We start from the raw sequence: 11634 nt of genomic DNA, 5'->3' as shown, positions 1-11634 counted from the left end.
ACTATTAAAAACTGTCCCTATCCTTTATAATAGACAATGTTCGCCTGCAAAGGGGCAGTTTATATATTTTACAATTAAAGGAGAAAGTTATGGAAAAGTTTTTCAAACTGAAAGAAAACGGCACCACGGTTTCCACAGAAATTGTAGCTGGTATCACAACTTTTTTTGCGATGGCTTATATTATCTTCGTAAATCCACAGATGCTTAGTCAGACAGGTATACCTTTTGGGGCGGTATTTCTGGCTACCATTATAGCTTCTGTAGCCGGCACCCTGGTAATGGCACTTTTTGCTAACGTGCCTTATGCGCAGGCACCTGGTATGGGACTTAATGCATTTTTTACGTATACCGTTGTATTCCTTCTTGGTTTTTCCTGGAAAGAAGCATTGGCAATGGTTTTCCTGTGTGGCCTTATTAATATTTTAATCACTGTAACCAAAGTTCGTAAGTTAATCATCAAAGCGATACCTTCCAGCCTTCAGAGTGCTATCGGCGGCGGAATTGGTATTTTCATAGCATATCTGGGTATCAAAAATGCCGGATTACTGAAGTTCACATTAGATCCGGGTACTTATACTGCTTTGGAAGGCGGAACTGTTATCGGCGGAAGCAGCGCTGTACCTGCCCTTGTAGATTTTGACAACAAGGCAGTTATTCTTTCCATAATTGCAATTGCTCTGTTTGTCATACTTCTGGTTTTAAAGGTAAAAGGAGCTATTCTCATAGGTATAGCTGCAACCACCATCATTGGTATTCCTTTAAGCGTTGTTAATGTTTCTGATTTAAGTGGTACTACAGGACTGGGTGAATCTTTCTCACAGCTTGGTACAACCTTTGGCGCTGCACTTGGCGCAGATGGTCTTGGTTCACTTTTCAGTGATGCTTCAAGAATTCCCCTGGTATTGATGACAATCTTTGCTTTCAGTTTATCCGATACTTTTGATACAATCGGAACTTTTGTTGGTACAGGTAAGAGAACCGGTATCTTTGACGCTGCTGATGAGAAAGCTCTTCAGGAGGGAACCGGATTTAAATCTAAGATGGACAAGGCTTTATTTGCAGATTCTGTTGCGACCTCAATTGGTGCCATCTTCGGAACCTCTAATACCACTACGTATGTCGAGAGTGCCGCTGGAATCGGAGCCGGCGGACGTACTGGTCTTACAAGCGTAGTTACCTCTTTGCTGTTCCTTTTAAGTATCTTCCTTGGACCTATTGTTAACATTGTACCTCCTCAGGCAACTGCACCTGCACTTATCTCTGTGGGTATCATGATGATGTCTTCCTTTAAGGAAATTAACTGGACAGATTTGGATGAAGCAATCCCTGCTTTCTTTGCATCCATTTTCATGGCTTTCTGCTACAGCATATCTTATGGTATCGCTGCAGGCTTTATCTTCTATTGCATTGTAAAGATCTGCAAGGGAGAAGCAAAGAAGATTCATCCTATCCTTTGGGTCGTAACTGGCTTATTTGTATTAAATTTCATTGTATTAGCTGTAATTCAGTAATAAATTCAGGAAATGACATATAAGCGTATTTAAATACGATAATCTTATATAAGAAGGTCACGCATAGGCGTTGACCTTCTTTTGGTTTTGCAAGGATTCCTTTTTACAAATCTTCTTTGCAATCTCAGGCTTTTCTCCAATGGACAGCAGCAGGTTTCATAGGATTCCAAAAACAGCAGCGGTTGCAATTGCAGAAAAATAAATGAAAAATATTGGTATTATTCCGTTGGCATAACCAAAGATTCCGCCCAGTGTTTTGACATACAATTTGTACTTTGTAAAGAGCACTATTTTTATGACACAATTAATGCATACAAATAAAAAATCGCCAACTATTATCAGTTTTCTTTGTACGGATTCTCCTTTTGCCTGAGATAATTTTCCTGGTGGAAATTTGTCCACAAAATAAACATATCGCAGAAAGAGTTATCATAAAATTAAATAAAAACAATTGGCTGGAAAAATGAAACAATTAAAACAAGAGAAACAACTGGCTGGGAGAAAAAAAATTAAAGTTACTCTCCATGATACGGACCCTAAAGCATGTACTGCAAAATATCTGGTCGAAATAATAAAAGAAGTGATTATGAAAAAACATAAACAGGGGACAGAAAGGGATGACTTTTTTTGAGGGCAGCGGCGTACTGCAGAGTATCAACCAAAAGAGAAGAGCAGCTTGACAGTTTGGAAAGTCAGCAGAAGTTTTTTCAGGACTATGCAGAAAGGAACGGTTATGAGCTGGTGAACATCTATGCGGATGAGGGGAAGAGCGGTACCAAGATGAAAAACCGCACGCAGCTGCTTCGATTGCTGGCGGACGCCTCTTTGAATGCCTTTGATCTGGTTCTGATAAAGGATATATCAAGACTGGCTAGAAATACTGTTGATTTCCTTACCAGTATCCGCAGACTAAAATCAAAGGGTATTAAAGTAATCTTTGTGAATTATGACCAGACCTCCTCGGAAAGTTCGGAGTTCATGCTGACCATGTTAAGTGCCATAGCCCAGGAGGAAAGTGCAAATACCTCTAAACGGGTCAGATTTGGAAAACAGCAGAATGCAAGGCTTGGAAGAGTTCCCAATCTCATTTATGGCTACGATAAAATACCTGGAGATTACTTTGAACTAAAGATCAACCATAGAGAAGCGGAAGTAGTCAGACGTATTTTTATGTTGTATACGCAAGAGAAAAAAGGGGCAGGTAAAATTGCGGACATACTCAATGGTGAGGATATCAAGACGAAAAGGGGCTGTTCCTGGAGCCAGATTGGGATTTGCCGTTTACTTGGCAACGAAATCTATACCGGTAAGATAATAAATGGAAAAGAGGAGATAGAAGACTTTCTGACAGGTAAAAGAAAGGTGTTGGATAAGGAACAATGGCAGATTACCAGTAAGCCGGAGTTTCGGATAGTAGAAGATGAGGTGTTTCTGCGGGCACAGGAGATAAAGAATAAGAGGAATACAGACAAAAAGCTTAACAAGAGCAGAGAATCTAATAAACACCCCTTCAGCCAGCTTATCAAATGTAATCATTGCGGAGGCTATTTCAGAAGACTTACCAGGAATTACAAAACATCTGTGATAACCTGGGTATGCAGCACCCGTAATAAGAATGGAACACAAAGCTGCTGCAATAATGTAACAATCCAGGAAGAGGAACTGCTGGAAGCACTTATAAACGGCTTGACGGATATAATCAGGCAAAGTCCTAATGCTCTGCGTACTTTGTCAGATTGCTGTTATAGTGTGTCAGATTCTTCTGATTACTATAATAAGGAAAAGATTGAAAGCGAAATCAATAAAAAAGAGAAGCAGCGTCAAAAGTACATAGAGCTTTATACGAAAGAAATCATCTCAATGGAAGAATTACAGGAGAGGACATATAATCTTGCTGATGAGATTCAAAAATTAAAAAAACAATTGCAGGAGACAGAGGAAAAGGATTATCCTTCACCACCACCAAAATGCAATCCTGAATTCTATGTGAAAGAAGTTTTTTCTGATAATGTGAACCTGCGGCGTATACTTGACAGACTTGAAGCTGATGACGAGGGGAATGTTGATATTTACCTCAAGAAGAAATTTTTTTAACCAAGCTGCACATACCTGCTAATGAAGGTATGTGCAGTTTTGGTTTGGATTTTACATCACTCTTTATTTAAGAGCCATAGAATACTTACATTTAAAGAGTCCGCCAATGCTACCAGTTCGATATCTGTTACCGGCCGCTTATAGGATTCGATTTTAGATATGGAGGTGCTCTCCATATAGACACCTCGTATAGCCAGTCTGGCAAGCAAGTCAACTTGTGTAATTTTCGGGTTTTTCTTATATCTTGCTTCTCTAACCCGATCGCCGATAAGATTTTTCATATGTATCACTCCGTTTTTCTAAAATATAGCAACAATTTGATTATAAAAGATGTAAATGCGAATATCTTGCTTATAGAGCAAATCGCTCGACAAAAAATTAGAAATCAATTGTTGCTTTATCAGTATGCCACATAAATACGTTTTACATTCATAATTGTTACACCTGTACATAAAGATGTTACGGAACGTTTAGGGCAGCTTAATCCTACGCTTGCAGACCGTGCAAGGATCGTGCTGGATTTAAACAAATCGGAAAGGCATATCAGAGGCGGTTTAGCCACAAAAGAAAAGTATTTACATAAAACGAAATATAGTCAAGCATACTAATGAGTAGCAGTCTATTAATTAGAAAAAACAATAATTCCCCATAAGGAAAGCTCTTCTTAAAAAAGAAGGGCTTTTTTCATAATTCATATATATAGGTAGATATATATAATTGATTTTTCTTATAGGTATGATATAATTTACTTTGATTAAATCAAGTAAAATTTTAAAAATTGTTAGGGATTGGAAGAAAAATAGCTACATTTTGACAATCTTTATTAAGAAATTAACAAACTGACAAATATAGTTGACGAATCAATTTTTATTTGTTACAATTCATCTGTAAATTAGCAAAGGAGAACAAAATGGAGAAAAATATTGTTATCGTCGGTGCCGGATATTCAGGTATTCTGACAGCGAAAAAATTAGCCAAGAAATTCAAAAAAAATCCTGAAGTAACCATTACAATTATAGACAAAAACCCTTTTCATACAATGCTTACTGAACTCCATGAAGTAGCGGCAAGCCGCGTGGATGAAGATAGTATCAAGATAAGTCTAAAGAAGGTTTTTGCCGGAAGAAAAGTTAAGGTAGTTCATGATACCGTTACTTCAATCAACTTTGAAAGTAAAAAAGTTGTAGGAAATGCAGGCGATTATCAATATGATATCCTAGTTCTTGCAGCTGGTTCCAAACCTACCTTTTACGGAGTTCCCGGAGCAGAGGAGCACTCCTTTAAATTATGGTCTTATGAGGATGCGGTAATACTGAAAGACCGTATTCATAACCTTTTTCGTCAGGCTGCTTGTGAAACAAATATCGAAGAAAGAAAGAAGCTTTTAAGCTTTTATGTAGTAGGTGCAGGTTTTACAGGTGTGGAAATGGTGGGAGAACTGGCAGAATATGTTCCCTTCCTTTGCGAGAAGTACGAAATTGACAGAAGTGAAGTAACACTTTTTGATGTAGATGGTCTAAGCCGTGTTATTCCCAATCTTACAGAGAAGCTTTCCGCTAAGGTGGCAAGACGTCTTGAGAAGATGGGCGTAACTTTAATAATGAATGCCACTGTTTCAGAAGTAGGCAGTGACTTCATTGAATTAAAACAGAATGATAAAGTAAATCACTATACAGCTGGAACCGTAATTTGGGCAGCTGGTATTCAGAGTGCCGATATTACCCAGGAAGCGGGAAAAGATCTTGAGCTTACCAGAGGTGCCCGTATCCAGGTTGACAGTTACTTACGTTCCAGCAAGGATGAGAAAGTATTCATCGCCGGAGATAATATGTATTTTGTTCCGGAAGGTGAAGATCGTCCCGTTCCTCAGATGGTAGAAAACTGCGAGCAGTGTGCAGATGTAATAGCTCACAATGTTGCATGTTCCCTCAGAGGACAGGGAGAGATGGAAGTTTATAAGCCTTCTTTCCATGGTGTTATGGTAAGTATAGGAGGAAGATATGGTGTTGCTCAGGTAGGAACACCGAAGCATATGTTCAGTCTGGCTTCTTTCTTTGCCATGTTCACAAAGCATTTTATCAATATCGTTTACTTTATTCAGGTACTTGGTTGGAATAAAGTATTCAGTTACCTAAAACATGAATTCTTTACCGTTAGAAACTGCAGAAGCTTCGTGGGAGGACATTTCTCCAACAGAACACCCAGCTTCCTGCTTGTACCTTTAAGAGTATGGCTTGGTGCTGTATGGGTATTCGAAGGCGTTATGAAGATAGTTGAGGGCTGGTTTAAGGCACCTAAACTTACCGGATTCTTTGGCGGTGCCAATTCCTGGTATGAAAGCATTTTAAATGGCGTTACCTCAGCAGCTTCCGGTGCAGCAGATGCAACCTCTTCCGCAACAGCAACCGGCGGATCCGAAGGTGCGGCTGAAGCTTTAGGCCATGTAATCATGAACTTTGACTTTTTAGGACTTATCAGATTTATTTTTGTAAGCGGTAAGGGCCTTGCAGAATCTACTATAAGTGATTATGCATTTAAATTAGATATACCTTTAATGAACTGGTTTGTTAACCATTTAATTCTTCCTTTTGACGGTATGCAGATGTTTATGCAGATATTCATTGTAGTAGCTGAAGTCTTAATTGGTCTTGCTTTAATGGGTGGATTGCTTACCGGACCTGCAGCTTTCGTATCATTAGTGCTTCAGTTCATGTTCGTATGCACAACCGGTCTGTACCTCAATACCTTCTGGATGATTTTCGGTGGTGTTGCTCTGTTAATCGGTGCAGGAAGAACCTTAGGTTTAGATTACTATGCTATGCCCGGTCTTAAAAAATGGTGGAAGAAGTTACCTATCGTAAGAAAGTTGTACATTTATAATGACTAATGAAAAAATAAACAGCAAGGATGAGACTGTCCTGATACCCGCTTCTGAAGCCTTTGAAGCGGTGCTTCAGGAAATGGAGACCGTTATTACCAAAGCTCCCAGGACAGTTAGGCGATATACCACTCACTTTCTTTCCTCCAGAGGAAAATATATTCGCGCTGCATCGGTTATTACCTGCAGCGAGAATGAGGATGGGCTGGTGCACCCCGGTGCCGTTAAGATAGCAGCGGCAATTGAAGTGCTCCACCTGGCAACTCTTGTGCATGATGACGTAATCGATGATGCGGATCTGCGCAGGGGAGAAGTAACTCTGCAGAAAAAGTATGGAAAGAAGACCGCAGTTATATGCGGTGATTATCTTCTCTGTGCAGCATTGATCTTAGCGGCAAGTGTAGAAGACAAGGAAAAATATCTGAAAATTGCATTGCCTGATTATGCCGGTAAAATATGTACCGGTGAATTAGAACAGCATATCAACAACTATAATCTGAACTTATCTGTGTATCAGTACCTTAAGATTATATCTGGTAAGACAGCTGCGTTATTTGAAGCATCGTTTTTTGCTGGCGCTGTTTTTGGTGATTATGACCGGAAAGAATGCGGAAGTTACAGACAATTAGGTTTTTATATAGGAATGATCTTTCAGTTGACAGATGATTGTATGGATTTTGAATCTACCAAGGAAGTAAGCCTTAAGCCGGTACAATCGGACTATGAACAAGGTGTGATAACCCTGCCTCTGATTCATGCTCTAAAGAATTTGACGGATTTTAAGCAGAAAGCAAAAGATAAGGACATAACCAGACAGGAAATTAACAAGGCTGTGGAGAAATCCGGCGGACTTAAGATAACAAAGCTGATGGTTGAGAAATATTATAAGAAGTCTATGAAAGTAATAGAGGAATTAACGATTACTTCAGCGAAAAAGGATAAGCTTATCGAGCTTTTAAACAAAGCATCCCGTAATAGCTAAAGGAGCTTAAAGACATGATAAAAAGGTTTTTGGACTATGTTGAAATCCGGACCAAGATAACCAGTCTTTTTGCGTTCCTGATGTCTCTTGGTCTCCTGCTCTATAAGGAGCAGGAAATCAGCATCATAAACACACTGGTATTTTTTTGTTCCATGTTTTTGCTGGACCTTGCAACAACGGCCATCAATAATTATATTGATACAAAGGCGGGAGATCAGAAGCTTCCCTTTAACAGAAGGACCGCGTTGCATATAATATACATTTTATTATTAATCGGCGCTTTATTAGGACTTTATCTGGCTTGGAAAAATGGCCTGGTAGTGCTTGCAGTCGGCGCGGTATGTTTCTTGTGCGGTATTTTTTATACCTATGGGCCTGTTCCCATATCAAGACAGCCACTGGGAGAATTGTTATCAGGTATTTTCTATGGATTGTTTATTCCATTCCTGATGTTTTATATCAACACACCAGAAGGTACATTTATAACTTACAGCATAAGCCTAAAAGAGATAAATTTAAGTGTGAAAATAATGCCAGTCCTGGCAGTTCTGTTGTTTGCAGTGATTCCTTTCTGCTGTACGGCGAACATTATGCTGGCCAACAATATTTGTGATGTAGAAAAAGACATAAAAGTTAAGCGGCACACATTGCCTTACTATATTGGCAGGAGATCCTTAGACCTGTTTGGTTTTCTTTATTATGCCTGCTATCTTTCGGTTATTGTAATGTCAATTGTTAAAATATTATCACCCTTATGTCTGATATCACTATTAACAATATATCCTGTAGGGAAGAATATCAAGGCTTTCAGAGATAAACAGAGCAAGAGCGAAACCTTTATATTATCAATCAAAAATTATATAATTATCATGGGAAGCCTGACGGTACTGATCTTTATCAGTACCTTGCTTCCCTAAGGTACTCACTTGTTGTTTAAGTGTGTAGTATTTCGGTTTATTTTTATCAGCAATGCTGATTTTAAAATAAAAAATAAATTTATGGAGGACAAAAAATATGAAAAAAAGTTTAGCACTCGTACTAAGCTTAGCACTTGTATTTACCACACTCACCGCATGCGGTAAGAGCGAATCCAAAGGTGGGGAAGCAATTAAGACTGGTCTTGGTATTGTAACATCAGTAGCAGGATCCACAAATGCAGGAGATGAGGATGGATTAGCTCAGGCATATTCCTACATCGCTGCTGTAACAGTAGGTTCTGACAACAAGATTATTGATTGTAAACTTGACGCTGCTCAGACTAACATCAACTTCTCAAAAGAAGGAAAAATCACAACAGATCTTGCTGCTGGTTTCCAGACAAAACAGGAATTAAAAGATGCTTATGGTATGAAAGCTGCTTCCAGTATTGGTAAAGAGTGGTATGAGCAGGCTAATTCCTTTGCTGAGTATGTGAAAGGCAAAACTTTAGATGAAGTAAAAGGTATCGCTATCAACGAAGAAGGAAAAGCTGGTGATGCTGATCTTGCTTCTTCTGTAACTGTACATATCGGTGATTTCGTAGCAGTTGTTTCCAAAGCAGTATCCAACGCTCAGGACTTAGGTGGTAAATCCGGAGATAAATTAGGTCTTGGAACTACAACAACAGCTGATAAGTCCAAAGATGCATCTGCTGAAGGAGATGGCTTAGCAGAAGCTTATGCTTTCTATTCTGCAGTAACTGTAGATTCTTCTAACAAGATTACAAGCTGTGCAATTGATGCTTCTATCGCTGATGTAAACTTCAGTACGGAAGGTGTTATTACCAGTGATATCAACGCAGAAGTACAGTCTAAGCAGGAGTTAAAAGATGCTTATGGTATGAAAGCTGCTTCTTCTATTGGAAAAGAGTGGTTTGAGCAGGCTAACTCCTTTGCTAAATTCGTAGTTGGAAAAACTGCTGATGAAGTGAAAGGTTTATCTGTTAATGAAGAAGGAAAAACTGGCGATGCAGATCTTGCAAGCTCTGTAACAGTACACGTAGCTCCTTTCATGGGAATTGTTGAAAAAGCTGCAACTAACGCTAAATAATTTCAGTCAACAGACTATAATTTTGGGGAGGTAGTTCTACTACCTCCCTATTTTAACGATATGAATGCAGAAAACCAAATACTTATAATAAAGTTTTTTCAAAGAACGGATAAACTTAAGATGTAACATATAGAACAAACAAATTTACAATGAAAAATAATTAATATATAATATAGGAACCTTAAAAGAAACAGATATGTAAAGGCAAAGGTTATTTATAGGCAAAACTATGTATAGAAAAATATATATACTAATGTAGAATGGAGATCAATGTGGGAAAGAGACTTATAGCGATTGTATTAATATTGGTAAATGTAATTACCCTCACCTCCTGTGCGTCCGAGCAGAAAAGATATCAGGCAGAGTTTCTGGTTTTATTTAATACGGTAACAAAAATCGTCGGTTATGCAGACAACAAAGAAGACTTCGATAAATATGCCCAGATGATCTATGATGAGCTTAAGGTATATCACGAGCTTTATGATATTTATAACGATTATGAAGGGATTAATAATATAAAGACCATTAATGACAATGCAGGAATAAAACCCGTTAAGGTGGATAAGAAAATTATAGATATGCTCACCTATGCCAAGGAGGCATACAAAGAAACGGACGGCAAATTGAACATAGCTCTGGGTGCAGTGCTTAAGGTATGGCATGAATACAGGGAAGAAGGAATAGACAATCCGGAAAAAGCTAAAGTTCCTCCTATGGAATTGTTGGAAGAAAAGAATCAGCATACCAATATAGAAGATATGATAATCAATGAAGAAGAGTCCACCGTATATCTGAATGACCCCGAAATGTCTCTTGACGTAGGAGGTGTAGGAAAGGGTTATGCTACGGAAAAGGTGTGCCAGTATGCTGAAGAGAATGGTTTTACTAACGGTATGGTAAGCGTGGGCGGAAATGTCAGAGTCATCGGCAGCAGAGATGGCAAAGGCGATCCCTGGCGTGTAGGTATCCAGAACCCGGATTTGACCAGTGAACAGGCGAATCTTTATATCTTAAATCTAACCGAAGCCTCCTTGGTATCCAGTGGTGATTATGAACGGTTTTACATGGTCGATGGTGTGAAATACCATCATATAATAGACCCGGCAACACTGATGCCCTCTACTTATTTTACAGCAGTTTCAATTGTCTGTAAGGATTCGGGAATGGCGGATGCCTATACCAAAGCAATCTTTAACATGTCTTATGAGGATGGCATGAAGTTTGTGGAAGCACACCCTGATATTGAAGCCTTATGGGTGTTTAAAAATGGTGACTTAAAATACAGCTCTGGTTTTGAAAAGTATATCAGAGAATAAAGTACGTGCATCAAAATGCACAGATGGGAGTTAGGTTGAAAAATAAATTTTTCAACCGCAAGTTTGTGCTTGCGCACCACAAACTTGGTATGCACAAAAAGCGTGCGCAAGAATAGAGGTTAAAATGAAAAAATCCGTAGCCGGTAAGGTAGCATACTACGGTATATTCGTAGCCCTTGCGTTTGTATTTAGCTTTGTTGAGGTGCTTGTTCCCATATCTCTTGGTATACCGGGTATAAAGCTTGGGCTTGCCAATATTGTAGTGCTTACAGCGCTCTATGCAATGGGGCCTAAGGATGCCTTCTTTATCTCCTGTGTCCGGGTGGTGTTGGTGGGCTTTACCTTTGGAAATATGGCAGCACTGCTTTACAGTCTGGCAGGGGGAATCCTCAGCTGGCTGGTTATGTGCCTGTTAAAGAGAATTAAGGGATTTAGTATGATTGGAGTCAGCCTGGCTGGCGGTATCTCGCATAATATAGGTCAGATTTTTGTGGCAGGACTTATGTTAAAGACCTCAAGTGTAATTTATTATCTGCCGGTATTATTAATCGCCGGTACGGTTACCGGAGTTTTAATTGGAATTCTTGGTGGAATACTTTTAAAAGCTCAGCTCAGACTTAAGAATACTCTTGGATAGGAGCAGTTTGGCTGCAAAATGATTAAGTATGATTGATGAGCATGATCTAATAAAAAATTACCAATGGAATTATACTTTAGAAAAAAATGCATGAAGAAAAAAATGCATGAAGAAAAAAATGCATGAAGAAAAAAATGCATGAAGTAAAGAATGCACGAAGAAAAGAATGCACGAAGAAAAGAATACAC

General features: G+C 38.9%; 10 protein-coding genes and 1 pseudogene. 10 read left to right on the top strand and 1 reads right to left on the bottom strand.

The features are described 5' to 3' along the window. The first annotated feature begins 89 nt into the window (after positions 1-89). The 3 genes from R2R35_RS10645 (at position 90) to R2R35_RS10635 (ending at position 3605) form a co-directional block, all read left to right on the top strand. On the top strand, positions 90-1511 hold the full coding sequence (locus tag R2R35_RS10645) for an NCS2 family permease (RefSeq protein WP_317734496.1): 1422 nt from the start codon (positions 90-92) through the stop codon (positions 1509-1511). 463 nt (positions 1512-1974) lie between these two features. Next, the gene (locus R2R35_RS10640) at positions 1975-2142 is read left to right on the top strand and encodes a hypothetical protein (RefSeq protein ID WP_317734495.1); all 168 of its coding nucleotides are present in this window, start codon (positions 1975-1977) and stop codon (positions 2140-2142) included. Beyond that, a complete protein-coding gene (locus R2R35_RS10635) occupies positions 2139-3605 on the top strand; it encodes a recombinase family protein (RefSeq protein WP_317734494.1) in 1467 nt (488 codons plus the stop codon). Before R2R35_RS10640 ends, R2R35_RS10635 begins: the two co-directional genes overlap by 4 nt. Positions 3606-3661: 56 nt before the next feature. Here R2R35_RS10635 and R2R35_RS10630 read toward each other — a convergent pair whose 3' ends face one another. Next, the gene (locus R2R35_RS10630) at positions 3662-3886 is read right to left on the bottom strand and encodes a helix-turn-helix domain-containing protein (RefSeq protein WP_033164462.1); all 225 of its coding nucleotides are present in this window, start codon (positions 3884-3886) and stop codon (positions 3662-3664) included. 165 nt (positions 3887-4051) lie between these two features. Between R2R35_RS10630 and R2R35_RS10625 the strand changes: the two are divergent. The 7 genes and pseudogenes from R2R35_RS10625 to R2R35_RS10595 all read left to right on the top strand — a co-directional run. After that, a pseudogene (locus R2R35_RS10625) lies at positions 4052-4213 on the top strand (sporulation transcriptional regulator SpoIIID); the annotation flags it as partial. Positions 4214-4515: 302 nt separating this feature from the next. Next, positions 4516-6492 carry an NAD(P)/FAD-dependent oxidoreductase gene (locus R2R35_RS10620; RefSeq protein ID WP_317734493.1) on the top strand — a complete coding sequence of 659 codons (1977 nt, stop codon included), beginning with the start codon at positions 4516-4518 and terminating at the stop codon, positions 6490-6492. Then, positions 6485-7465: a polyprenyl synthetase family protein gene (locus tag R2R35_RS10615; protein ID WP_317734492.1), complete on the top strand. Its 981-nt coding sequence runs from the start codon at positions 6485-6487 to the stop codon at positions 7463-7465. The genes R2R35_RS10620 and R2R35_RS10615 overlap by 8 nt, the downstream gene beginning before the upstream one ends. A 14-nt stretch (positions 7466-7479) precedes the next feature. Continuing rightward, on the top strand, positions 7480-8382 hold the full coding sequence (locus R2R35_RS10610; RefSeq protein ID WP_317734491.1) for a UbiA family prenyltransferase: 903 nt from the start codon (positions 7480-7482) through the stop codon (positions 8380-8382). A gap of 97 nt (positions 8383-8479) precedes the next feature. Beyond that, positions 8480-9493 (top strand): hypothetical protein, encoded by a 1014-nt coding sequence (locus tag R2R35_RS10605; protein WP_317734490.1) that lies wholly within the window; start codon positions 8480-8482, stop codon positions 9491-9493. A gap of 272 nt (positions 9494-9765) precedes the next feature. After that, positions 9766-10809, top strand: coding sequence for an FAD:protein FMN transferase (locus tag R2R35_RS10600; protein ID WP_317734489.1), 1044 nt, complete (start codon positions 9766-9768; stop codon positions 10807-10809). A 124-nt stretch (positions 10810-10933) separates the two neighbouring features. Continuing rightward, complete coding sequence (locus R2R35_RS10595) at positions 10934-11446, top strand: Gx transporter family protein (RefSeq protein ID WP_317734488.1); 513 nt, start codon at positions 10934-10936, stop codon at positions 11444-11446. The last annotated feature ends 188 nt before the right edge of the window (positions 11447-11634 follow it).

Source organism: Anaerocolumna sp. AGMB13020, assembly GCF_033100115.1.
GTDB lineage: Bacteria > Bacillota > Clostridia > Lachnospirales > Lachnospiraceae > Anaerocolumna.
The sequence above is the reverse complement of the archived record's forward strand: the minus strand, read 5'-3'. Positions and strand labels throughout refer to the sequence as shown.

Bases quoted from the DNA above. Each gene is read 5' to 3' on its own strand.
- R2R35_RS10620 (WP_317734493.1), top strand. From the start codon at position 4,516: ATGGAGAAAAATATTGTTATCGTCGGTGCCGGATATTCAGGTATTCTG.
- R2R35_RS10645 (WP_317734496.1), top strand. From the start codon at position 90: ATGGAAAAGTTTTTCAAACTGAAAGAAAACGGCACCACGGTTTCCACA.
- R2R35_RS10630 (WP_033164462.1), bottom strand. From the start codon at position 3,886: ATGAAAAATCTTATCGGCGATCGGGTTAGAGAAGCAAGATATAAGAAA.
- R2R35_RS10605 (WP_317734490.1), top strand. From the start codon at position 8,480: ATGAAAAAAAGTTTAGCACTCGTACTAAGCTTAGCACTTGTATTTACC.
- R2R35_RS10640 (WP_317734495.1), top strand. From the start codon at position 1,975: ATGAAACAATTAAAACAAGAGAAACAACTGGCTGGGAGAAAAAAAATT.
- R2R35_RS10615 (WP_317734492.1), top strand. From the start codon at position 6,485: ATGACTAATGAAAAAATAAACAGCAAGGATGAGACTGTCCTGATACCC.
- R2R35_RS10595 (WP_317734488.1), top strand. From the start codon at position 10,934: ATGAAAAAATCCGTAGCCGGTAAGGTAGCATACTACGGTATATTCGTA.
- R2R35_RS10610 (WP_317734491.1), top strand. From the start codon at position 7,480: ATGATAAAAAGGTTTTTGGACTATGTTGAAATCCGGACCAAGATAACC.